General features: G+C 37.5%; 27 protein-coding genes. 17 read left to right on the forward strand and 10 right to left on the reverse strand.

What is annotated here, in order from left to right:
* Window positions 1–146: 146 nt before the first annotated feature.
* Together GVK91_RS26805 and GVK91_RS26810 are read right to left on the reverse strand one after the other, a co-directional pair.
* Entirely contained in the window at window positions 147–1,379 is a 1,233-nt protein-coding gene (locus GVK91_RS26805) for an IS256 family transposase (protein WP_120334405.1), read from the reverse strand.
* Between the two features lie 658 nt (window positions 1,380–2,037).
* Window positions 2,038–3,270, reverse strand: a complete 1,233-nt coding sequence (locus GVK91_RS26810; protein WP_159732612.1) for a transglutaminase-like domain-containing protein — start codon at window positions 3,268–3,270, stop codon at window positions 2,038–2,040.
* 347 nt (window positions 3,271–3,617) lie between these two features.
* On the opposite strand from GVK91_RS26810, the gene GVK91_RS26815 reads away from it, so the two are divergent.
* From GVK91_RS26815 to GVK91_RS26840, 6 genes are all read left to right on the forward strand, one after another.
* A complete protein-coding gene (locus tag GVK91_RS26815) occupies window positions 3,618–4,208 on the forward strand; it encodes a TetR/AcrR family transcriptional regulator (protein WP_159732615.1) in 591 nt (196 codons plus the stop codon).
* A 62-nt stretch (window positions 4,209–4,270) separates the two neighbouring features.
* Window positions 4,271–5,362, forward strand: a complete 1,092-nt coding sequence (locus tag GVK91_RS26820) for an alkene reductase (protein WP_159732618.1) — start codon at window positions 4,271–4,273, stop codon at window positions 5,360–5,362.
* Window positions 5,363–5,408: 46 nt separating this feature from the next.
* Entirely contained in the window at window positions 5,409–6,137 is a 729-nt protein-coding gene (locus tag GVK91_RS26825; RefSeq protein WP_159732621.1) for an SDR family oxidoreductase, read from the forward strand.
* A gap of 65 nt (window positions 6,138–6,202) precedes the next feature.
* Window positions 6,203–6,967, forward strand: a complete 765-nt coding sequence (locus GVK91_RS26830; protein WP_159732624.1) for an SDR family oxidoreductase — start codon at window positions 6,203–6,205, stop codon at window positions 6,965–6,967.
* 2 nt (window positions 6,968–6,969) lie between these two features.
* Window positions 6,970–7,968 carry an NADP-dependent oxidoreductase gene (locus GVK91_RS26835; protein ID WP_159732627.1) on the forward strand — a complete coding sequence of 333 codons (999 nt, stop codon included), beginning with the start codon at window positions 6,970–6,972 and terminating at the stop codon, window positions 7,966–7,968.
* Between the two features lie 628 nt (window positions 7,969–8,596).
* The gene (locus GVK91_RS26840; protein ID WP_153848105.1) at window positions 8,597–9,463 is read left to right on the forward strand and encodes a hypothetical protein; all 867 of its coding nucleotides are present in this window, start codon (window positions 8,597–8,599) and stop codon (window positions 9,461–9,463) included.
* A gap of 629 nt (window positions 9,464–10,092) precedes the next feature.
* Here GVK91_RS26840 and ilvD read toward each other — a convergent pair.
* The 3 genes from ilvD to GVK91_RS26855 all read right to left on the reverse strand — a co-directional run bounded on the left by ilvD (window position 10,093) and on the right by GVK91_RS26855 (window position 13,318).
* Window positions 10,093–11,781, reverse strand: a complete 1,689-nt coding sequence (gene ilvD, locus GVK91_RS26845) for a dihydroxy-acid dehydratase (protein ID WP_153848104.1) — start codon at window positions 11,779–11,781, stop codon at window positions 10,093–10,095.
* A gap of 10 nt (window positions 11,782–11,791) precedes the next feature.
* A complete protein-coding gene (locus GVK91_RS26850; RefSeq protein ID WP_159732630.1) occupies window positions 11,792–12,361 on the reverse strand; it encodes a Crp/Fnr family transcriptional regulator in 570 nt (189 codons plus the stop codon).
* Window positions 12,362–12,808: 447 nt separating this feature from the next.
* Window positions 12,809–13,318, reverse strand: coding sequence for a dihydrofolate reductase family protein (locus GVK91_RS26855; RefSeq protein WP_159732633.1), 510 nt, complete (start codon window positions 13,316–13,318; stop codon window positions 12,809–12,811).
* Between the two features lie 89 nt (window positions 13,319–13,407).
* On the opposite strand from GVK91_RS26855, the gene GVK91_RS26860 reads away from it, so the two are divergent.
* Complete coding sequence (locus GVK91_RS26860; RefSeq protein WP_159732636.1) at window positions 13,408–13,749, forward strand: helix-turn-helix domain-containing protein; 342 nt, start codon at window positions 13,408–13,410, stop codon at window positions 13,747–13,749.
* Between the two features lie 186 nt (window positions 13,750–13,935).
* On the opposite strand, the gene GVK91_RS26865 is transcribed toward GVK91_RS26860, so the two are convergent.
* Window positions 13,936–14,130 (reverse strand): hypothetical protein, encoded by a 195-nt coding sequence (locus tag GVK91_RS26865; RefSeq protein WP_159732639.1) that lies wholly within the window; start codon window positions 14,128–14,130, stop codon window positions 13,936–13,938.
* 3 nt (window positions 14,131–14,133) lie between these two features.
* Window positions 14,134–14,451, reverse strand: a complete 318-nt coding sequence (locus tag GVK91_RS26870) for an SDR family NAD(P)-dependent oxidoreductase (RefSeq protein ID WP_159732669.1) — start codon at window positions 14,449–14,451, stop codon at window positions 14,134–14,136.
* Between GVK91_RS26870 and GVK91_RS26875 the strand changes: the two genes are divergently transcribed.
* Window positions 14,403–14,531, forward strand: coding sequence for a helix-turn-helix domain-containing protein (locus GVK91_RS26875; RefSeq protein ID WP_228280339.1), 129 nt, complete (start codon window positions 14,403–14,405; stop codon window positions 14,529–14,531). The two genes, GVK91_RS26870 and GVK91_RS26875, sit on opposite strands and share 49 nt — an antisense overlap.
* A gap of 152 nt (window positions 14,532–14,683) precedes the next feature.
* Here GVK91_RS26875 and GVK91_RS26880 read toward each other — a convergent pair whose 3' ends face one another.
* A complete protein-coding gene (locus tag GVK91_RS26880) occupies window positions 14,684–15,145 on the reverse strand; it encodes a MaoC family dehydratase (RefSeq protein WP_159732642.1) in 462 nt (153 codons plus the stop codon).
* Between the two features lie 316 nt (window positions 15,146–15,461).
* Here GVK91_RS26880 and GVK91_RS26885 point away from each other — a divergent pair, with 316 nt between their 5' ends.
* Complete coding sequence (locus GVK91_RS26885; protein ID WP_159732645.1) at window positions 15,462–15,800, forward strand: YtxH domain-containing protein; 339 nt, start codon at window positions 15,462–15,464, stop codon at window positions 15,798–15,800.
* 197 nt (window positions 15,801–15,997) lie between these two features.
* Here GVK91_RS26885 and GVK91_RS26890 read toward each other — a convergent pair whose 3' ends face one another.
* The gene (locus GVK91_RS26890; protein ID WP_153848098.1) at window positions 15,998–16,345 is read right to left on the reverse strand and encodes a helix-turn-helix domain-containing protein; all 348 of its coding nucleotides are present in this window, start codon (window positions 16,343–16,345) and stop codon (window positions 15,998–16,000) included.
* A 125-nt stretch (window positions 16,346–16,470) separates the two neighbouring features.
* Between GVK91_RS26890 and GVK91_RS26895 the strand changes: the two genes are divergently transcribed.
* The 8 genes from GVK91_RS26895 (at window position 16,471) to GVK91_RS27850 (ending at window position 21,719) form a co-directional block, all read left to right on the forward strand.
* A complete protein-coding gene (locus GVK91_RS26895; RefSeq protein ID WP_159732648.1) occupies window positions 16,471–17,265 on the forward strand; it encodes an SDR family oxidoreductase in 795 nt (264 codons plus the stop codon).
* 10 nt (window positions 17,266–17,275) lie between these two features.
* On the forward strand, window positions 17,276–17,566 hold the full coding sequence (locus tag GVK91_RS26900) for a DUF1330 domain-containing protein (protein ID WP_159732651.1): 291 nt from the start codon (window positions 17,276–17,278) through the stop codon (window positions 17,564–17,566).
* A 26-nt stretch (window positions 17,567–17,592) separates the two neighbouring features.
* Window positions 17,593–17,916: a hypothetical protein gene (locus GVK91_RS26905; RefSeq protein ID WP_075993091.1), complete on the forward strand. Its 324-nt coding sequence runs from the start codon at window positions 17,593–17,595 to the stop codon at window positions 17,914–17,916.
* Window positions 17,917–18,537: 621 nt separating this feature from the next.
* Window positions 18,538–18,819 carry a hypothetical protein gene (locus GVK91_RS26910; protein ID WP_159732654.1) on the forward strand — a complete coding sequence of 94 codons (282 nt, stop codon included), beginning with the start codon at window positions 18,538–18,540 and terminating at the stop codon, window positions 18,817–18,819.
* Window positions 18,820–18,841: 22 nt separating this feature from the next.
* Window positions 18,842–19,522, forward strand: coding sequence for a DUF421 domain-containing protein (locus tag GVK91_RS26915; protein ID WP_159732657.1), 681 nt, complete (start codon window positions 18,842–18,844; stop codon window positions 19,520–19,522).
* Window positions 19,523–19,805: 283 nt separating this feature from the next.
* Entirely contained in the window at window positions 19,806–20,273 is a 468-nt protein-coding gene (locus GVK91_RS26920) for a hypothetical protein (RefSeq protein ID WP_159732661.1), read from the forward strand.
* Between the two features lie 33 nt (window positions 20,274–20,306).
* Entirely contained in the window at window positions 20,307–21,446 is a 1,140-nt protein-coding gene (locus GVK91_RS26925) for a hypothetical protein (RefSeq protein ID WP_159732663.1), read from the forward strand.
* Window positions 21,447–21,512: 66 nt separating this feature from the next.
* A complete protein-coding gene (locus tag GVK91_RS27850) occupies window positions 21,513–21,719 on the forward strand; it encodes a heavy metal-binding domain-containing protein (protein ID WP_159732666.1) in 207 nt (68 codons plus the stop codon).
* A 166-nt stretch (window positions 21,720–21,885) separates the two neighbouring features.
* On the opposite strand, the gene GVK91_RS27855 is transcribed toward GVK91_RS27850, so the two are convergent.
* Window positions 21,886–22,028 (reverse strand): transposase (locus GVK91_RS27855; RefSeq protein ID WP_159732609.1); only part of this gene is annotated, 143 nt, incomplete at its 5' end.

Consider the following 22,028-nt stretch of genomic DNA (forward strand, 5'->3'; position numbering starts at 1 on the left):
TTGCCAGCACTACACAAGGTAAACATAACAAGTGAACAATCACAATATGCTTCCTCATGAAGAACAAAGTTAGCAAAGAATTAGAGAAAAATAAATGAAATAATATTTGCTTTTTATTATAGTACCTGTGTCATTGGATTAGCATCTTAAAAACCTCTTTCTAATTTGAGTCTATCCCCAAATCTAATATAAAGTTGGGATATGGTCAAGCCCCAGTTATGCATTGGCATCGTCCATTTTTTTGCAATATCTTTAATAATTAAATACATCAATTTCATGAGCGCCTGTTCAGAGCTGAAAGCTCCTTTAGACTTAATAATTTTTCGTATCTGACGGTGCATTCCCTCGATCGGATTTGTGGTGTATATAATCTTGCGAACCTGATCCTCGTACTCAAAGAAAGTAGAAAGATTGGTCCAATTATCCATCCAGGATTTGGCAGCAAGCGGATATTTCTTACCCCATTTTTCTTCGAAAGACAAGAGGTTCTCATAACCTATTTCTTCGTTCACGGCTTTATAGACTGGCTTTAAATCCTCCATAACAAGCTTTTTATCTTTCTCAGTTACATAGCGCATACTTGTTCTGATTTGGTGAACAATACACAACTGGATCTTTGTTTTTGGAAAAATAGCTTCTATGGCCTCAGGAAACCCTTTTAGACCATCAATACAAGCAATAAGGATGTCTTCAACACCACGTTGCTTTAGATCCGTAAGAACTGAAAGCCAGAACTTAGCTCCCTCATTTTCTGAGCTATAAAGACCGATCAGATCTTTTCTACCATCCATACCAACTCCCAGTATGTTATAAATAGCTCTTGATTCAACAGTTCCATTCTGGCGAACTTTAATGTGCATGCAGTCCAGGAATACAAAGGGATAAACAGCTTCAAGAGGCCTACTACGCCATTCATTTACAGCTGGAAGTACACTTTCGGTAATACGCGATATTTCAGTGGCAGAGATTTCCATTGCGTACATTTCGCGTATAAACTCGCTTATCGCCCGTGTGCTCATTCCTTTGGCATACATGCTCAGCACGTGTCCCTCAAGCTGTTCAGTAATGATTAATTGCCTTTTAGGTACTACCTTAGGCTCGAATGTGCCGGATCTATCACGGCCTGTTTCCAGTTCAAATGTCCCAGTGTTAAGGCCTCGGACAGTCTTTTTTGTCTTGCCATTTCGCCGGTTGCTATTGCCCGAAGCTTTCTCTTCGTTCAAATGGTTTTCCAGTTCTCCATCCATCATTGATTCCAACAGATGCTTCATTAACGGCGCTAGGACGCCATCATTGGGAGACAAACTTTTACCTTCGTAAAGACCTTGCATGGCTTCTGCCTTGAAGCGTTCAAAGTCGAATGGGTCTTTTTCTTTCATGACCGTGTCGTTTGAATAATTGAATATAAATAATCTTATTGAATTATTCCTCTGACACAGTTCATGTTACAGTCTAAGGCCGAAATATTTTCTGCTAATATTCCGGACGTGTTAACGTACGGTGAGAATATTTTTAGGCTGTTTATATTTGTAATTTCATTTTTGATGCCTCTGCAGCTGCGTACAAAAAGGCAAAAAGTCGGCTTCAGCATTTATCTTACAGGATTATTGCTGTACATGCTTTCGTGGGTTTTATTAATTTTATTTTCTAAAAGCATTTGGAGCAATAGCCTTCTTGGTTTTTCTGCTCCCGCTTACACACCTTTGGTATGGCTTCTAGGAATTTCACTGATAGGAGATACCTTTAATTTTAACCTGCCATTCAAGAAATGGATTTTTATCAGTGCTTCTGCCTTATTTTTAGCCTTTCATCTTACTCATACCATTCTTGTTTATAAAACTTTTACGAAGATCTAGGCTTCATTTTTTTAGTATACTGTTTTTTAAACTCCCCGGGAGCCTGTCCAGCAAAATAATTCCGAGCCTGACAGCACGATAAGTGGCTAGATTTACGATGCTGGGAGACGTAGCTGGAAGTGCGCAACTCCACCTTTGACAGTCTGAATAAAAGCGGCAGGTCATGCCTGCCGATACAATTTTATTGTGTTGTATTTGTTTCAGGGGAAATCCAGAAGTAAGCAGGATCAAACGTAATCACGTTGTTTTTTAAATATTTGTTATTGCTTTTGTCAAACCCACTTGGAACTAAAGAAATGTACTGCAGATCAGGGGCTACGGGCCTATATCTACTTTCTGTGTTAAACTGGCTTTTATTCGTGCATTGAATCCAGTATAAATTCTTTGCCATATAATAATCCAGGTACCAAAGTTTATTTACTTTGGACTCTGCGTTTAGCTTGAGCGATTGATTATTTTTTAAACGCTCCCTAACTTCTTCAATGCTCAGTAAATTGTTGTTGTCGTCCATCACAAATGTACCATGGGAAGGATCCATCCACAGCCATTTTTTTAGAGTTTCAGCATATACGCTATTGATCACATGGCAGTCAGTATCTTTATCGTCTTTTGGCATGCATGTAACATAACGAGACTTAAATCCCATAGCAAGATACATTTCATTTAACGTCATCGCTTTGTGCCGACAGTTGATACCTTTTCCAGTTGCCTTGTGATAGTTGTAAAAATCGATCGCGTCAAACTCACATAGTGCCCAATTGCTGCCGTCATATTTAATATTATTTGCGACAAAAAACATGATATTACAGATTTTGGAGATTTCGTCACCCTTACCAGCTATCGAGTCCAGATCGAAAAAATTTTTTACCGCTAATAAATTTCGATTGCTCGTTACCTCGTAGGTAAATACCGGCAAAGAGTCACTATTTGCTGAAATGTATCCTCCAGATTGCTGCAATAGGGTTAATTTATCGTACTGCTTCAGTTGGACTAATGCTTTTACAAATTTTTTTTCTTTACGGATATTGTCTAAATCATGATCATTTAAAGCATTACGATAGTCGGTATATCCCCACAAAACTGCCTTTTCAAAACTTGAAACAGCTTGTTTTTTTTGATTGAGTAATGATTGTAAACAAGCAAGGTTGTAGTTTATATTCGCATTGATTTCACCTATCGTAGTTTGATATTCCTGCTTTTCTTTTTCAGATAGCTGTAAGCTGTCCATTTTGGCCGATATGACATTTAATACTTTTGTGGCTTTTTGATAATCCTTTGCCGGATAATAGGTATTATAATCCCGTTCTAATTTCTTAAAGTCTGATAGGAACTTATTCCATGTCGTCGAGTTTGTTTGTGCAAATGCACTGCCTGTCAAAAATATGAACAGAAGAAGGTTAAATAATGGTTTCATTGGCGGTCTTTAGTTAAATACTGTTTTATTCATAATTAATGGTTAACAAGGTACTTGCCAAAATACTATCCTCTTGAAAATAAAAACTTTGAGTTAATAACCCTGTTCGATACCGAACAGTTGCTAGCTAAAAACGAACATTCCACAGGCATCAATTCCTCCAAAAGCTGGTATATATGGGGATAGGTCATAAAAAATACGATATGAGGAAAAAAATAACAGCATTTATGTCAATGTTCTTACTGTGCGTTTTTGCTTTTGGACAAGACACACAGACTTTTTCAGTATATTTTATTTGTTTTTAAAATATACTTTTTGGTATATTTGTAGCGTAAATAATAAAACAGATGTTGACAAAAGCAGAAAAAACAAAACAATTTATTCTTGAAACCGCCAGCCCGCTTTACAATGAGAAAGGGATATCGGGTGTGAGTATTGACGATGTTTTGGAAGCGACCAAGTTAACTAAGGGCTGTCTTTATGGACATTTCAATGGAAAAGAGGATCTTTCGGAACAGGTTGTAGACTATTCCCTAAAAAAAATAACCGAAAGAGTGGCATCTACTGTATCAAAAGGTAAAACAGCGAGAGACAAGATCTTTTTATATCTTGATTTTTATAAGAACCCAATCGATACATATATCGCAGGAGGCTGTCCCATCTTTAACACCGCTGTTGAGGCTGATGATAATTTTCCTTCGATAAAAAGGAAGGTTGCAGCAGTTCTGAATGCTGGTCAGATCGCTCTTTCAAATGTACTGGAAGAAGGAAAAATTAACGGTGAATTTTCAGAAAACCTAAATGCAGAAGTTTTTGCCTTTAAAATGTTTTCAGCGATAGAAGGTGGAATTGTTCTGAGCAGGACGATGGGATCGAGAAAATTGATGCTAGAACTTATCAAGGACCTTAAAAAAGAATTAGAGCAATATATGCTGTAATTTTTTTTGAAACAAAATAGACTAAAAAGTATATTTTAAATATTAAACCAAAGAATTGAAATATGAGCAACAAATTGTTTGAAAGCTACGAGCTTAATGGTAAACGGTTAAATAACAGGATGGTAATGGCTCCGATGACCAGAGCCCGATCTGCCAACGAGGGTAATGTTGCAACCGAACTGACTGCGATATATTACGCGCAGCGTGCAACAGCCGGACTGATCATTACCGAAGGCACTTTTATCAGTGAGGAGGGTATTGGATTTATCAATGTTCCCGGAATCTATACAGATAACCAGGTTGAAGGCTGGAAATTGGTCACTGATTCTGTTCACGATAAAGGAGGGAAGATCTTTGCCCAGCTCTGGCATACAGGAGCTTATTCGCATCCCGATTTACATGAGGGCAGATTACCTCTTGCTCCATCCGATTTTAATCCTGGACAGAAAGCATTTACTTTAGAAGGCTTTAAACCTACCGTTGCTCCTCAGCCGATGACAATTGAAGATATCAAAAGAACAGTTAACGATTTTAAACAAGGAGCTATCAATGCTTTCCGTGCTGGTTTTGACGGGATAGAGCTTCATGGTGCAAACGGCTATCTTTTGCAGCAGTTTTTCAGCAAAAATGCCAATAACAGAACAGATGAATACGGAGGTTCTCCTGAAAATCGCGCAAGAATTCTTTTTGAAATATTAGATGCGATCAGAGAGGTGGCTGACATCAAAAATGTTGGCGTGCGTCTCAATCCATCGTTGAATGGAATAATGGGAATTGCTGTGGATGATGAGACCATTGCGACGTATAATTACATTGTCAGCCGGTTAAATGATTATGATCTGGCCTACATTCATTTAATAGAGCCTTTCACCGATGTAACGGGTAACAAAAATGCGATTCAGCACGTGGCAAAGCATTTTCGTGAAATTTATAAAGGAACTATTATCATTAACCGTGCTTTCAATAAACAGACAGCAGAACAGGTCCTTGAGAAGGGAGATGCCGACTTAGTGTCCTTTGGCGTTCCATTTATAGCCAACCCAGATCTTGTAGAACGCTATAAAAGAGATTCTATACTGAATACTCCGGATCAGGATACCTTCTACACACCCGGTGAAAAGGGATATACAGATTATCCATTTTTAAATAAATAAGAACACAGTTATATACATATAATAATATCAAACGAAATTTGTCAAAATGAAAACAACAGGAAATACTATATTCATTAGCGGCGGAAGCGCAGGAATAGGATTGGCAATTGCCAAAAAATTAAATGAAGCAGGAAATAAAATTATTATAAACGGACGTAATGAGGACCGTCTTCAAAGAGCGTTGACCGAGTTGAAAGATGCCGTTGCCATTCAGGGTGATCTCTCAGTAGAAAAAGATAGGATACGAATTGCAGAAGATTTGAAGACAAATCATCATGATGTAAATATCATCATTAATAATGCGGGAGCAGCTTTTGGATATTTACTCAGTGAAACGACCAATGCACACGAAAAAGCAATGATCGAGATGAATACCAACTATTTTGCGATCATTCACTTTACAGAATTAATGATTCCACATTTGTTGGAAAAAGAAGAATCAGCGGTGGTCAATGTTTCGTCTATTGCTGTATATGGAAGTCATAAATTTCTTCCAACCTATGGTGCAACGAAAGCGGCACTACATAGCTATACTACAGCTCTGAGAAAAACTTATGAAGAGCAGCAAAAACTTCAGGTCTATGAGGTCTATCCTCCATTGGTAAACACCGATTTTTCTGCTGAAATAGGTGGGGCGGCTGGAATTGCGCCCAGTGAAGTGGCGGAAGAACTGTTTATTGGACTGGAAAACAATTTGTTTGATATTCCTGTTGGTGATACAAAGGTTTACGCAAATGCAATTGGGGAAGCTATGGCAAAATTAGTTCAGGCATAAATACAAGCTGAATCAGTCTTTTGAGAAATTAAAAGATTGGTTCAGTTCTTATTAAATTTTTCATTATGAATTTGAAAAATAAGGTGATCCTGATAACTGGAGGAGGTTCAGGAATCGGATTGGAAGCTGCGAAACAGTTTTTAGCACTGGGAAACCGCGTAATTATTACGGGAAGAAACCAGTCAAAACTGGAAGCTGTAAAAAAGCAATACCCTGAAATAACGATTATTCAATCCGACGCTTCTCAGGAGAAGGATGCAATCGCTCTTTATGAAAAGGTAAGCGAAATGGGGGGTATTGACATCCTGTACAATAATGCAGGTGTTGGGGTTGCTCCGTTAAACCTTGGTATTGCCGACACTAGACATCTGGAAGGTGCTGTTTATGAAATGGAGGTTAATTATTTCGGGATAATCCGCCTGAATAATCTATTTATGGAAATGCTCAAATCCCGTCAAGAGGCAGCAATCATCAATACAACCTCCATTTTGAGCATTGTTCCGTCGGTATTGGAAGCAACGTATTCTGCTTCGAAAACGGCTTTGGCATTTTATACAAAATCATTGCGGTCACATTTGCAGGCAATCCATAGTTCGGTGAAAGTTTTTGAATTGCTTCCACCTTTGGTCGATACCGATATGGTCGCCGATCGGCAGGATAAAAAGATAAGTACGCAACAACTGGTCAAGGGGCTGATTTTAGGTATGAAGAAAGACGTTGAAACGATAAAAGTGGGGGATACAAAGGTTATTTCCATTCTTAATAGGATTGCGCCTAAGATGGCCTATAATATAATCAATGCTAAAAAAGAGTATATAAAATTGAAATAATCATGAAAGCATTTCTAATTAATAATTATACAAAGGGAGGTCTGCAGCTGACAGATGTTTCTTTACCAAAAATTAAAAACAATGAAGTTTTGGTGGAGATTTATGCAACAGGCTTAAATCTGTTAGATTCGAAAATAAAAACAGGGGAATTCAAACTTATTCTTCCCTACAAAATGCCGCTTATTTTAGGTCATGATCTTGCTGGAATTGTAAAGGAAGTGGGAAATAATGTAAAAAAATACAATGTTGGAGATGAAGTTTATGCTAGGCCGACCGACTTTCATATAGGTACATTTGCAGAATATATAACGGTGAGGGAAGAAGATTTAGCCTTTAAACCAAAGAATCTTTCGATGGAAGAAGCTGCATCGGTTCCTTTGGTCGCACTCACAGCGTGGCAGGCTCTGGTGGAAATTGGTCGGTTAAAAAAAGGACAAAAGGTATTTATTCAGGCAGGTTCGGGAGGAGTAGGTACTATTGCGATCCAGTTGGCGAAACATCTTGGCGCAACTGTTGCGACAACTGCAAGTGCCAAAAGTTTTGATTTCCTGAAAGAAATAGGCGCTGATGTTTTAATTGATTATAAAACACAGGATTTTGAAGCAATACTGAAAGATTATGACCTCGTTTTAAATAGCCAGGATAATAAAACACTTGAAAAATCATTAAATATTTTAAAAGCAGGAGGCAGGGTCATTTCAATTTCCGGTCCACCAACACCTGAGTTTGCTGAAGCTATACATGCGAATTGGCTGGTAAAGATGGTAACAAGATTTCTGAGCTTCGGGATTAAGAAAAAGGCGAAAAAATTGGGCGTTGATTACACGTTCCTTTTTATGAAGGCAGATGGAAATCAGCTCAATGAAATTACAAAATTGATAGAGTCTGGAATCATTAAGCCTATTATAGACAAAGTATTTCCGTTTGAGGAAACCAACAAAGCTTTGGAATATGTTGAAAATGGAAGAGCGAAAGGAAAAGTTGTGGTCAAAATAAAATGAAAGTGAAGATCATTCTAAACAAGCTTTAGTTTTGCTTCAAGTTATTATAAACAACATGTAGGTACCCCATTTTTCCAAATTTCTGAATCTATCATGGCAAGCCTGATTGCCGGTCATTGGGTTTAAAATGTTACGAAACGGCCCAATGGAATTTAAATGATAAACGGATTGCATTCACCTACAAGCATGTTCTTAAAGGCTAAAAATTAGCAATATATCTGATACTCACTGATAGATTTTATTCTGTATGTGGCTTATTTTGCACCGTATAAAGAGATTTATAGTTTTTAAGACAATGTCACAACAGATTCCAGCCGGTCTCATCTTTTCTCTACAAATCGGTGCTCTGCATAATAGGTTTAGTTATTAATCTTGTCCCCTTAAGAAGTATTATACCATGATTCTATCCCGATAATTGAAAAATGATAGCGGATAATAAATACAGCTTTACGAATTATAAAATAGCCTTTCATACCAAAAAGACCGGCCGTATATTTACATACGTGAGGTTGAGTCAAGTAATTGAAGTTCGGTAGCGAGCTCGCGCTATTTTAAAAATGGTGAATTAAGCTTTGGTGTACTATTTGGCGAGGCTATATATGTGGGGATAGGTCATAAAAAATACGATATGAGAAAAAAAATAACAGCATTTATGTCAATGTTCTTACTGTGCGTTTTTGCTTTTGGACAAGATACACAGAAAACTAAACCCCAGATAAAAACAGAGGAAATAACCTACCATGGAATAGCGGGGCGGCCTATTAACAGAAGCGACATGCAAGGACTGGATCAATATAAAGAGTACAATTTAGATGGTACCGTTTCAACTATCTATATCGTAGAGTTTGACAAAAGCAAGAATAAAAATAATTACAATTTAAATGAAAGATATATCTATGAAAAAGGCAAACTCTGCAAAATAGAACTAATTGGCACAGTTACAGGGGATAAATATGGGGAGATTTTGTTCTCTTATAATGAACAAAAACAATTGACAAAAAAGATTGAAAACCGGTACGAAGGCAATAGGTTAAGTCTGAATCAATTTAGCGCATACACGGATTATTTTTATAATGAAAATGACGAAACAATAAAACGTTATGAATACGACGAAACAAAAAAAGAGTTTTTGTTAGTTTCTATTGCCACTAAAATATATGATCAGAATAAAAATATGATTCAAGAAAAAACTGACAATTTTGATGGCAATATATCAGGGGTTGTCGATATCAGATATGACAATTCAAATAAACCAATCGAGCTAAATTCTTCTTATTTTAAAGAAACAAAAAATTATAAATACAACTCACATGGCGATATAGAAGAAGAAAAAAGCAGATCTGAAGAAAGCCCTACCATACAATCATCAACCTATTCATATATTTATGATCATTATGAAAATTGGGTTGAACAAAAGCAGATTATTAAAAGAAATCCTAAAGACGAATTTGAAGGCGGAATTTTAATAAAAAGAAAGATCGAATATTATGAATAAAACGACCACTAAAAAGTGGTATTTGGTTGTTTTTAATGGTTCGATGATTACTTTGTTTTTACAATAATTGATCAACATTGGCGTGGAAGGATACGAAATTCTATCGATTTGAGATAAGTTTTTTATTATTAATCAGCAAATTGACGGAGGTAAAGTTTCAAAATGTTAAACGCGGTTTATAATGAGAAGAGGTTATAGAATTGTGTAACGGTCGGGACTGTCCCACTAAGTGTATAAATAAAAACTACGGAGTTCAGTTATGTTACTTATAGCTGGACTTTTTTTCAAATAAATATAATTCAATTAAAAGCCCGTGGGGAGAGTAATCGCTCCATCGCTAGGTTGTGGGGCATCAACCGAAAGACAGTCAATGAATATGTCATATATACTCCGCATCTCGTTAAACAACGCATATCTGTTTTTATGGGTTTAATCTATTGTATTCAAGAAGTTTTTATCAATCGGACTACAAGTCTCCAGAAAGGAGTAGAAAGTTGTTAAAAGTCCAAGTTGACGCGTTGCAACTTGAACTTTTAATTTAATAGTTTTTTTGGGGGTACTTCCTTATTTTCCTAAATCATTAAAATTTGGCTATCACGTCAATTCGCTAAGCTGAGACGATTTTATTTTCAAAAATCACAATTTAATATAGCACCACTGCTAGCATTGCTAACAAGTTGCCGATATTGACTCAACCATTTAGAATTTAGTTTTTTTCTGATCGGAATAAAGTTATTTCTTCGCAATTGTATCTCATCTTCGCTTATGTCAGCTGAAAGCATATGTTGGTCAATATCAATAACGATGTGGTCTCTGTTTTTTAGTAATCCAATTAATCCACCTTCAGCAGCCTCAGGGGAGACATGTCCTATAGCTATTCCGCGAGTAGCTCCGCTGAATCGCCCATCTGTTATCAAGGCTACCGAACTACCCAATCCCATTCCCATGATCAGGCTTGTAGGTGTCAACATTTCCTGCATCCCCGGCCCACCTTTGGGACCTTCGTAACGGATCACCACAACATCGCCAGCTTTGATCTCACCGGCAAGGATGCCTACTATGGCATCTTGTTGGCTATCATAGCAAACTGCAGTCCCGCTAAATTTCTTTTCGCCCGTGATTCCTGCGGATTTTACCACAGCTCCCTGCTCTGCCAGATTTCCAAATAGAATCGCCAATCCTCCGACAGGACTGTATGGATTGTTTATTGTATGTATAATTGTTGAATCTTTGATCGCTGCATTTGCTATCTTTTCGAATAGCATTTCGCCACCGACCGTTATATTATCCAGGAGGACATGGTTGCTGCGCTTGGTCATTTCGTTCATTACAGCATTTACGCCCCCGGCGCGATGGACGTCTTCCATGTGAACGGTGCTTAAACTGGGCGATATTTTTGCGATGTGAGCTACTTGATCCGATATTGAATTAATGTCCCTAAGCTGAAAATCTACATCTGCTTCGTGAGCTATAGCAAGCATATGAAGAACAGTATTGGTACTACCACCCATAGCCATATCCACTGCAAAAGCATTCTGGATGGCTTTTGCATTAATGATGTTTTTAAGTTTGAATTGTTTGGAAAGCTGATCGTCTTTGGCGATTTCACAGATCCTTCTGGCTGATTCCCGATATAGATTTTCACGCTCGGGTGTTAACGCCAATATGGTTCCATTACCAGGTAGTGCTATACCCATAGCTTCCATCAGCGTGTTCATGGAATTTGCTGTAAACATACCCGAGCAACTACCACCACTGGGGCATGCGTTACACTCGATGTCTTTGAGTTCATCGTCACTGATTAAGCCCGCTTCGTGTTTGCCCACAGCCTCGAAAGCTGTAGACAGGTCAATGGCAGTACCATCTTTGGTATATCCTTTTCGCATGGGTCCTCCACTTACAAAAATTGTAGGCACATCTACACGTAGCGCACCCATAATCATCCCGGGTACAATCTTATCGCAGTTAGGGATAGCTATCATCGCATCCAATTTGTGTGCATTCATGACGCTTTCAATTGAGTTGGCAATTAATTCTCGGCTGGGGAGCGAGTAAAGCATACCATCGTGTCCCATAGCAATACCATCGTCAATACCTATCGTATTGAATTCAAAAGGAATACATCCGTTTGCCTTGATTTCTTCTTTAATGATCTCAGCAACCTTATTCAGAAAAAAATGTCCGGGTATAATTTCGATAAAGGAATTTGCTACTCCAATAAAAGGCTTATCGAAATCGTTATCATTTATGCCTGTGGCCCGAAATAGGGCTCTATGGGGAGTACGTTGGTATCCCTTCTTTACTTCATCGCTTCTCATTTTTTATTAGTTATATAGTAGATTTTAGTCTACTTAGTGTTTCAGGCGACATGGCCAGATAAGCCGCAAGGTTGACATTAGACAAACGCTGTATGAGCTCAGGATTATTTTTCAGTAGATCGCGATAGCGTTCTTTAGCGGTTTGAGTTAATAAGCTGCTGAGTTTATTATTTATGACAGTTAATCCATATTCGAGAATGTAGATATAAAAATTGTCCCAGCCAGGCATGTTTTCCCTCAAAAAGGTAAAATCAGTGTTGCTGATGCTGAGCACCTCCGTATCTTCTACTGCTTGGATAAATTCTGTAGCTGGCTGTCTTGAGATAAAACTAACGATAGAGGTTAGAAAAGTATGCTCAAAAGCCATGAATCGGGTTGCCGTTGATAGTTCGTCATTGCGAAAATATAGGCGCAAACAGCCCTTACCGACAAAGAAAAGATAGTCTGCAATGGAACCTTCGTTGAGCAGATGGTTATTTTTCTTTATCGATTGATGTTTAAAATAAGTTAAAGCCTCTGCTAATTGCTGTTCGGTTAACAACGCTTTCTCACGTAACAATTGTAATAGTTGCTCTCTCATCGCTTATTATTTTATACGTCAAAGATGCACTTTATATTAGGATACAGTCGTTGACATTGGTCAAAAACGTCAACGATTTATTAAAGTTTTAATCTTCTATTGGATAATGGAACTTTGGTAAGTTTAGAGCTAATACAACATTAAAATATACACCAATTATTTCTTTGTTAGGTGCGAAAGCTGTTCGTTTGACTACAGTTGGAAGCGACGGATAAATTAAGTAGATTTAATTTCTATAAAACTTCTTATATGAAGTTTCCATTTTGTTATTACTATTGGTCGGATTTTATACGGTCTTCTTTGCACAAAATGCTGCGGCACATAGCGTTTCGAAGATAGAATTGAAGGAGACATACATCGTTGATATAGATCCGAAAGAAATAATTTTAGCGGAATTGGTTTCCGTCATTCAACTATTTTTGAAAGACATTTTTGGTTTGTCGTTATTTAGTATTCTTTAGTTAGATGCAATTGAAGAAAACCGTTTTTAAGCGCCTGTCCTTTGTACTTGAACTTTGAACTTAACTCCTCATTGTTTGCTAAAATTGCTCCAGCTCCAGTGATTATAGGGCTGACGTTAAAATAAATATCGGTAACCAAATTCTTGTCCAAAAAAGCGTTGAAAGTACTTGCTCCGCCTCCAACGGCTATTTCCCGCACTCCTTTTGCAGACATATATGCAATTGCCTCTTCAGGACTTGCTAAAGTCTTGTAACCATCAGCCGTATAAGGTTTATCGGCCAATATGATGATTTCTATTCCCTTAAAATGATCTTTTACCGGATCTGGAAAATTTAGAAAATTTTCAAATGTTTTCAATCCTATCACTACATTTCCAACCTGCCTTACAAATTGTAGGTAAAATTCCATTGCTTCCGGTGGCAGCTTATGATGTGGATTATCGGATATCAAAATTCTTCCATTAGCTGAAATATTTGCGATTACTGTTACTTTCATAATGATTTTCCTTAAATTTCTGTTCAACAAAACTATTGGATATTCAATATATATTTACTATTCATTACCTTTAGGAAAGTAACTATCATATGAGCAATAAAAATATTGATAAAGAAACGATATTGGCATTAAAAGATGGCATTGAATTGCTCAGTGGCAAATGGAAATTTTGTATCCTGCACAATTTGCAGCAACACGGCACAATGCGGTTTAAAGATCTGCAAGAGATGGCTCAGGGAATATCCCCAAAAGTTCTATCCAAGAAACTTCAGGAATTAGAAGACAATTTGCTGATTAGTAGAACAGTTAATGATACCAAACCTGTGACCGTTTCTTATACGCTTACCGCCTATGCTAAAGAAACGGAGGAAGTTGCCAATGTTTTAATTAAATTTGGTCTAAAGCATAGAAATAAAATTAAAGCAAAATGAGGCTTATATCTTAACAGCTCATTTGACTTTCCGCTTCATAGAATGGTGTATTGTCGTCTCTCTCCAGACGTTTTTCAATGCTCCGCTTTCATTAAAATACCTCCGTTCCAATTTCTCGAGACCTTCGCGAAATATAGCTCTGCGGAAATATACATTTCTTCACTGTCGGTCGGCGGCGTCTTATCCTTACCACTTTGATTCAGGTCTTAAAGCGATGGAGGCGACACAAATACCGTCTTCTTGATCCGCAGGGAAATATGCTGATGGATGAGAGTCATCGAGACGAAGCCCCCGTATTCGGAGATGAACATTTCCGACCAGAAATCGATAGAGGAGCGCTGAGAGATCTAATCGACGGACTGCTTCCTTGTGGCGTTTCAAATGTTAATTCCAAGATTCTGCCAGTTCAGTAGCTGCATAAGCACCCATTTGTGCATACCCGCTCACAGAGACTCCAGATGAGATAAGAACAATGGAATCTCCTTCTGATAAATGAGGGATTAATTTTTGCAAAGTAAAGAATAGTCCTTTGACATTGATGTTGTAAAGGTCGTCAAAAACCTCTTCGGTTGTATCTTCAATTGAATATTGCTTTGCTATTCCCGCATTCAGTACAAGCACATCCACTTTGTTTCCGCTAGCTGCAACTGTGGATAGTTCTCGACACGCAACCCGTAACGGTTCAATATCAACTAACAGAATACGGCTTGACGCTAAAAAAAATCATCAATACCCTGGCCGAATGGGGAACTGAACATCGAAAAGTGATTGTCGGGAAGTAATTGATGAATTGTCGATAAGAGACCATAAAAGATTATCGGAAATCTATAAAAGGAAAGCGTGCTAAAAATGGCGGCCCTTGCATTTTGTTGTAATTTTTACACTTAGGTAAGGGCGTTCTTGATAGCGTTGCTGATAATGAAATATACCGAGTTTAGGTATTGAAATGATAGAGGAATACTACATCCCCGATATAAGCTGGCTTAATTTGATTCTTGATAACAAGTTTAGCCTCAATAGTCACTTTTATTGTTCCGCGAAGGTTGCAGATGGATTTTGCGGTTGCTTGGAGTTGAACTTCACTATCTACAGGGACAGCTTGTCCAAATCTAAAATTTTCTATTCCATAATTGATTTCCATTTTCACGTTTCTAAAATCTGCAATCTGCTTCCACAAGTAAGGAATTAATGATAGGGTCAAGTAGCCATGTGCAATAGTTGAAGAAAAGGGACCTTCCTCTTCGGCTTTTTGTTTGTCGACATGTATCCATTGATGATCGTGCGTCGCATCCGCAAACAGATTGATCTGCTGTTGGTTAATTACGTGCCAATTGGAAACCCCGATGAGTTTGCCCTCGTAGGCCTTATATTCTTCAAAATTGTTAATAATTACCATAAACTTCGGTTAGTCTGTAATAACTGATATAGGACAAGTTTAAATAAATGGATGTTAATATCATAATTTAATAACTTATAAACTTCCTAAATATTGCCGATAAACAATATTCAGGCAGAAATTAAGCCAAGGGAAGTTTAAACGCCATTCTATTTTGGGAATCAAAGAATCTATGAAGTGACAGGTCTAAGTACGGTTAACGATTCCGATTATTACCTAAACTTAGTTTTTATTTCGAAGACTGGTTAAGTTGGTATGTTAATTGTATTTTTTGACTGTATAGAATTAATTACAAACCACTTAATATAAAACTACCATGTTCAACAACAAAGATAATAAATCAGGCTTAGTTCTTGGAATGCTGGCAGGTGCTGCTCTTGGAGCACTTGTAGGACTATTATTTGCTCCAGAAAGTGGAGAGGAAACAAGAAAGAAAATAAAGAAAAAGTCAGATGATTTAAAGGATCAGGCAAAGAATAAATATGGAGAACTTAGTGACGCCGTGAAGGATCAGTTTAACAATGCTTCTGCGAGTGTTAAAGAGACGGCAAGTAATGTCGCTAATTCGGTGACCGATGGTTTTGATAAACTGAAAGGTCAGATTACATCTCAAGCAGAAGATGCTCAAGAGAAGGCCGAGCCAAAATCAAAATGATGTTAAAAAGCAGTACTTCCTTTCCATCTTATTAAAAGAAGAACGGAAATTGCAATACCGCATTAAAACAACGATGTTTTTTGTGGGACAAACCTTTTTTAGCGTATGTATATAAGTCGATTCTAAACGAAGAATCGACTTTTTTTTGATCTTTCGCACACCATTTTTTTGGATTTCCCTCGGGGAAATTGAACGTTTTATTTCAAAATTACTTTCCTTAGAAGCTCCTGATGCTCATCACCCCAATTTCCTAGCGCAGAAATTACAGGGATTAAAGTTTTCCCAAATTCTGTAAGACTGTATTCCACTTTAGGTGGTACAACAGGGTAAATAACTTTTGCAACCAATTCGTGCTCTTCAAGTTCTTTTAGCTGAACATTTAGCACTCTTCGTGAAGCATCCGGTATTTTGCGCTGGAGTTCGCTTGGGCGTTTATACCCTTCATTGATAAACCACAATAATCGTATTTTCCATTTACCATAGAGAACTTCACCAATCAGGTCTAAACCACAGTTGAGACTTAAAGGTATTTTCTTTTCGTACATATTCCAAAATTAAGTCAATGTTCGAAAATATACAATATGGGATAAATTTATCCCTATGCAATTCGTTTTTCCGTACTTGTGTAAACTGTTTATAGGTCGGAAATTTGTATAAAAATATTTCAATAATGGAACATATAGTTGATTTCAACAAGGAGTTATCGGGTAAATTTGCTTTGGTGACAGGTGGTACAAAAGGCGCGGGAAAGGCAATAGCTGAGCGCTTGTTAAATGCAGGCGCTACGGTGATTATTGCGGCAAGAAATGCCCCTAAACAAGCCAACGACAAGTTACATTTTATTTCTGCTGATCTAAGCCAATCTGCCGGAACCAAAAAAATAGTTACAGAAGTTCTTCAAAAATTTGGAAGGTTGGATATACTCGTCAATAATCTGGGCGGTTCAGATGCACAAGGCGGAGGTTTTTCAGTATTGAGCGATGAAGATTGGGAAAAGGCTATTCATACCAATCTGCTTGCGCCGGTCCGTTTAGACCGAGGCTTTTTGCCTCACATGTTGGAGAAGGGAAATGGTGTCATTATTCATATCGCTTCCATACAAGCTAGGTTACCACTATATGATTCAACTTTACCTTATGCGGCAGCAAAAGCAGGATTGCTAAATTATAGTAAAAATCTATCAAATGAAGTCTCACCGAAAGGGGTACGAGTTTTAACTGTTTCGCCGGGCTGGATACAGACAGACGGTGCAACGGGAATGATGCAGGAAATTTCGGAGCGAACCGGTATTAGCGTTGAGGAAGCAATTCAACAGGTCATGAACAGCCTGGGAGGAATACCTTTTGGCAGGCCGGCAAAACCCGAAGAGGTTGCGGAATTGGTCGGTTTTTTAGTATCACCACGAGCAGGATATCTCACCGGAACCGAATTTGTAATCGATGGCGGGACAATACCAACCGTTTAAATTTAATCATATGCCAGCATACATAATATTTACAAGAATCACAACTATTGATCAAAAAGAGCTAGAGAAATATTGGAGCCTGATTGGAGAGACTATGAAGGGGCACCCAATTGAAGTTCTTTCTCCTTATGGAGACTTTGAAGTTCTCGAAGGTGATCAGATCCAGGGAGTCGTTGTTGCTAAATTTCCAAATATGGAATCAGCAAGGAAATGGTATTTTGGCAAGCCTTACCAGAAGGCCGCAGCACACCGCAAAGCGGGGGCAATATATAATGGAGTTCTTGTGGAAGGAATTGTATAGGTTAAAAGTAACTAAAATAAGAAATCATGGAATTACCAAAAGTGTTAATAGATTTAGTGGCAGCACAAGCGAGCTACAATAGTGTTGCATATGCCAAGTGTTTCACCGAAACAGCAGTAGTTTATGATGAGGGCAAAATGCACAATGGACGAAAAGAGATCGAAAAATGGATTTCAGATGCAAACAAAAACTATAAGTCAATTATGAAGCCTATCAGCTTTGAGAAGAATGAGGATCAAAGTATTTTGAAAGCGGAAGTCTCAGGTAATTTTCCTGGAAGCCCTATTGTATTGAGTTACCGGCTCAATATTGTTGGTAATCAAATCCAATTTCTAAAAATTACAGGTTAAGGGGAAAATTTATGGACCAAAGGGTATCGGCGGTATTTATGAAGGATGGGTTGATCTGGAGTGTTGGTGAAACTGATATGTCAGAAACAGATGTAAGAACTATTTCCCAAGAGGTCTGCATAGATAAGAGAATATATTTCTTAAATGATCAAAGCAGGCAAATGTATGCCTGCTTTGAATTTGACCTTTTCAGTATTCTTAAATACTGCGGAATAGTGCTGCTGTAACTATGTTTCTATCGTCGAGAATAAAAGGTGCTGTATTGACGGAGGATTTTCCCCATCTGCCTCGAAGATATCAACCTTTGTTTGTAGCAACGTATCGTCTTAAATTATCAGATGCTCGGGGAAAACATTTTGTACTTTCTTTTTCAGCTTTTCAAATACCTGAAAATCAGTGTCGCTTACGGGGGTAAATGATTTTTCCTGATTGGGCAGGCGCATTATCCTGATCGCAAAATAGGGTAAAATAACACTGACAAATAAAGAGTATAAAATGTCTTCATTCTGCTCAAGGCGGAAGGAAAAGTGATATGAAGGGCTTCCCCCCAAGAAGGAGTAGTCCCAGATTTCAGCAGACAGGTCGGTAAGGGACTCTTTTAATTGTTCCCACGAAAAAGAAATGTATTTGACCGCTGACCTTTCTGAGGTTCCGAGACCTTTATTTTGGAAAGAAAAATTAAGCAAATACGGACACGACATTTTGTTTCGTTATTATTCAGGTGAAGAAAGACAACCAGAGCAAGTTCCTTATCCAGACTATCAAAGTTACTATATACAACTTGCGGACAGAATTAGCTCGACACCATTGAAGATTGATACCTTATGTATGTTGTTTTTGCCAAGTGATGAACTATTGCGACCGGAGGAATGTTTTAGGATTAAATGGCGGAGGCCACATTAAGATTTTTGGATTTTAAAAGGTTATGGTTGATATACAAAAAATATTTGCAGAGGGGGTGGAAAGCTCCTTTCTTGTTGAAATAGGAGCGAGAACAATTATAATGTTTATTCTAATACTGATCATTCTAAGGCTCTCGGGTAGAAGGGGAGTTCGGCAGTTAACTCTTTTTGAGGTTGCGATTATAATCAGTTTGGGCTCAGCTGCTGGAGATCCAATGTTTCAAGAAGAAATACCAATCTTTCATTCGATTGTTGTCTTTATATGTGTAATCTTTGTCTATAAGTTGATAACCTGGATTGCCTCCCGATCAGAGAATATTGCCCATTTATTGGAAGGTAAAGTTTTACCTGTAGTAAAGGATGGCGTATTTGATATAAAACATGAAAATGATAATACCTTTTCGCGTATGGAATTTTTTTCTGAACTGAGAAATTTAAATATCGAACATTTGGGACAGGTTAAGGAAGGGATTCTAGAAGTTGATGGAACGCTAAGCGTTTTATTTTATGCTGATAGTGATGTGAGGTATGGGCTGCCATTATTCCCGTCATCTTTCAAAAAGGTTGATGTATTCAGTGCTGAAGGGCCATTCGCATGCATGTATTGCGGCCATGTCGTATTTAGTTTTGAGAATGATTCCAAGGCATGTCCAAGATGCAATAAAACACAATGGAGCAAAGCCTTGAATTCAAAAAGAGTTTAAAAGAAATAATACCATGTATTAATTAAACAAATCATAGGGTGATACAGTTCGTGGCCGTTTTTATTCGAAGCCATTCTTTGAATAGAAAAACTTAAGATTGGGCAGCAGCATAATGAATTCAGGGTGCCATCGATGTGGAAAAAAAAGCAAATGGCCACGAATCGTTATTTATTGCCAGCGAATTGTAATCCATTCAATTTGCTATAGATTTTACAGCTAAATTTGTTTGGTAAATGAAGCTGAAATCTTAAACAATAATATCAACATTTTAGCATCCTGACAAATGAATAAAGTAATATTAATTCCATCGATTTTAATTTTAAAGCTATCTGCTTTAAGGAAGATGCTTGCCGGCATCTTTTTTTTATTTTTCTTTTTAATTCCAATCAGTAATGGTTTTGCACAGACATGGATCAATATTGAACTTGAGCAAACCGAATACGATGATGCTACTGATAAAACCTGTTTAAAGGAAACGGGAGAGCCTTTAAACGGGAATTATGCGATAAAATTTAATGGTTTCCAAACCAATTTCGAGCCATTTACAGATGGTTTTAAAAATGGGGAGGCCAAAGTTTACAGACATAAGAAGCTGGCAGAGAGGGGTACATATCTAAACAACCTTAAGGAAGGTGTATGGTTTTACTATAAAGAAGATGGAACAATTCGTAAACGGGTTATTTATAAAAAAGGGAAAACAGAACCTTTTGGTGATCGGAGATTAAGGTGGGAAAGATCCAGTAAAAAGTAGTGTTTTGCCTGTTATTAAAAAAGAATAAGAATCATGAAGAAATTATCATTACTAGCTGTTTTACCCTTTGTTATGTGTTGCAGAAGTCAAGAAAAAATAGATTTAGCAAACTTGAACTTAAATGAGCCGATTGAACAAATCAGTAAATTTGAGGATCGATTATTGGTCGGCGTTGAGACTGTAGAGTATCCCTTCAGTCTGTTGCTGGAGGTTGAAAAATCACAAAGGTATAGTTTCGATGGAATTGATTTAGCAGGGCAGCGGATTATTTTTCAAATCAATTCGGAAACATTAAAAACAGATAGTATTACACGTCTTGGCGGTGGACATATTGATCTCAAACAAGCCAAAACCGCCAGTGAATTAGAAGAATCTTTAAAACGATACGCTGCTGATGATAAAATATATGGCGTAAGAATTGAGCTCAAGACGCAACAGCTAAAGGCGAGTATTTTAAAGAAACTAGAGGTAAAATATGGCAAAGGGACAAAAAATCCAAATACCGACCATGGTTTATACTGGAATTTAAAGCCCCAAAATAAATTTATTTTATACGCGCCAGACTACGATAGGTTAATCATTTTGAACAACACAAACTTGTCTAAAACGTGTTACTGGGATATCATGAATGGTTTAATTGATTTTGGCGGATGCAATAATGAAAAATATATGGCTGACTTGCTAAAAAATGCGACCAAACCGGAAGATGTTAGAGACAAACCCACGCTGAAAATTGATAAGAACTGGAATATAAACAATTTGATTGTTGGCAAAACAACGGAAGAAGAATTTACGAAATCTCCTATAAATAAGCGTTTTGAACGAGTGACAGAAATTGATGGCACTACCGGAAAAACCAACGAGATCTATTATCAGAATACTTATCATGATTTCAATCTTTTTTTTGCTGTCAGTAAAAGTGATCCGGAGAACCAAAAGGAAAACACTATCAATGGTTACGCCATCAACGACTTTAGAAAGGTCAACATCTCATTTGAAAATAACTTAAAACCAGGCTTACAATTTGAAGAAGTGCTTAAGTTGTTAGATAAGCTTAAAATAATTTATCATCCGGTGGATTTTGCCAATTATATTGAAATCAAAACGCCCCCTTATACAGTAACCCTGAATTTTAACGAAAGTATGTTGCTTTCCGGAATGTTTGTTAAATAGCTTTCTCATATAACATTTGGCCGATTGCTTGGGTATTGACTTTGCCCGATTGAACAATAGAACGCTATGATAGCAACCCCAACTAATTCCAACCTTCCAATAGCTACCAATATTGTCATCGGCACCACTGCCTTTAGCGATATAGCAGCGAGCTATGTCGATTTCTTTGGCGGTCGCTCTACCAGCTATGAGAAGAAGATGCAGGAAATGTACAATCGTCTCATAGAGACGCTCAAGCAACATGTCCAGACAATTTTTGCGATGCTATTATAGGGCTATGATAGGCTTAATACATCCGATTACATATAAAAAATGGGAAACCCTAAATATCTTTACCGTATACAATATTGCTAATATTGTTAGTAATATTGTAAAATGAAACCGCTAGAGATCTTTTTGGGTATTTCGGAGTAATGGGTTCTTCATCAATTTTGGTGAATTAGGCTGATTTAGCGAGAACCATTTTTCTTAATAACTCAAAGCCTGCCTTCCCATACATTTTCCTTTTGATGTTTTTTATTCGGTTTACCTGGCCTTCAACTTGACCATTGCTTATGGATGTTATGACAGCATTATTAACTG

Source organism: Sphingobacterium sp. 18053 (assembly GCF_902706145.1).
Classification (GTDB): domain Bacteria; phylum Bacteroidota; class Bacteroidia; order Sphingobacteriales; family Sphingobacteriaceae; genus Sphingobacterium; species Sphingobacterium paramultivorum.

Coding starts and splice junctions, on each gene's coding strand:
- GVK91_RS26895 (WP_159732648.1), top strand. CDS start 16,471: ATGGAACATATAGTTGATTTCAACAAGGAGTTATCGGGTAAATTTGCT.
- GVK91_RS26810 (WP_159732612.1), bottom strand. CDS start 3,270: ATGAAACCATTATTTAACCTTCTTCTGTTCATATTTTTGACAGGCAGT.
- GVK91_RS26855 (WP_159732633.1), bottom strand. CDS start 13,318: ATGAAAGTAACAGTAATCGCAAATATTTCAGCTAATGGAAGAATTTTG.
- GVK91_RS26880 (WP_159732642.1), bottom strand. CDS start 15,145: ATGGTAATTATTAACAATTTTGAAGAATATAAGGCCTACGAGGGCAAA.
- GVK91_RS26925 (WP_159732663.1), top strand. CDS start 20,307: ATGAAGAAATTATCATTACTAGCTGTTTTACCCTTTGTTATGTGTTGC.
- GVK91_RS26900 (WP_159732651.1), top strand. CDS start 17,276: ATGCCAGCATACATAATATTTACAAGAATCACAACTATTGATCAAAAA.
- GVK91_RS26890 (WP_153848098.1), bottom strand. CDS start 16,345: ATGTACGAAAAGAAAATACCTTTAAGTCTCAACTGTGGTTTAGACCTG.
- GVK91_RS26830 (WP_159732624.1), top strand. CDS start 6,203: ATGAATTTGAAAAATAAGGTGATCCTGATAACTGGAGGAGGTTCAGGA.
- GVK91_RS26860 (WP_159732636.1), top strand. CDS start 13,408: ATGAGCAATAAAAATATTGATAAAGAAACGATATTGGCATTAAAAGAT.
- GVK91_RS26840 (WP_153848105.1), top strand. CDS start 8,597: ATGAGAAAAAAAATAACAGCATTTATGTCAATGTTCTTACTGTGCGTT.
- GVK91_RS26885 (WP_159732645.1), top strand. CDS start 15,462: ATGTTCAACAACAAAGATAATAAATCAGGCTTAGTTCTTGGAATGCTG.
- GVK91_RS26915 (WP_159732657.1), top strand. CDS start 18,842: ATGGTTGATATACAAAAAATATTTGCAGAGGGGGTGGAAAGCTCCTTT.
- GVK91_RS26905 (WP_075993091.1), top strand. CDS start 17,593: ATGGAATTACCAAAAGTGTTAATAGATTTAGTGGCAGCACAAGCGAGC.
- GVK91_RS26825 (WP_159732621.1), top strand. CDS start 5,409: ATGAAAACAACAGGAAATACTATATTCATTAGCGGCGGAAGCGCAGGA.
- GVK91_RS26910 (WP_159732654.1), top strand. CDS start 18,538: ATGTATTTGACCGCTGACCTTTCTGAGGTTCCGAGACCTTTATTTTGG.
- GVK91_RS26850 (WP_159732630.1), bottom strand. CDS start 12,361: ATGAGAGAGCAACTATTACAATTGTTACGTGAGAAAGCGTTGTTAACC.
- GVK91_RS26815 (WP_159732615.1), top strand. CDS start 3,618: ATGTTGACAAAAGCAGAAAAAACAAAACAATTTATTCTTGAAACCGCC.
- GVK91_RS26805 (WP_120334405.1), bottom strand. CDS start 1,379: ATGAAAGAAAAAGACCCATTCGACTTTGAACGCTTCAAGGCAGAAGCC.
- GVK91_RS26920 (WP_159732661.1), top strand. CDS start 19,806: ATGAATAAAGTAATATTAATTCCATCGATTTTAATTTTAAAGCTATCT.
- GVK91_RS26835 (WP_159732627.1), top strand. CDS start 6,970: ATGAAAGCATTTCTAATTAATAATTATACAAAGGGAGGTCTGCAGCTG.
- GVK91_RS27850 (WP_159732666.1), top strand. CDS start 21,513: ATGATAGCAACCCCAACTAATTCCAACCTTCCAATAGCTACCAATATT.
- ilvD (WP_153848104.1), bottom strand. CDS start 11,781: ATGAGAAGCGATGAAGTAAAGAAGGGATACCAACGTACTCCCCATAGA.
- GVK91_RS26820 (WP_159732618.1), top strand. CDS start 4,271: ATGAGCAACAAATTGTTTGAAAGCTACGAGCTTAATGGTAAACGGTTA.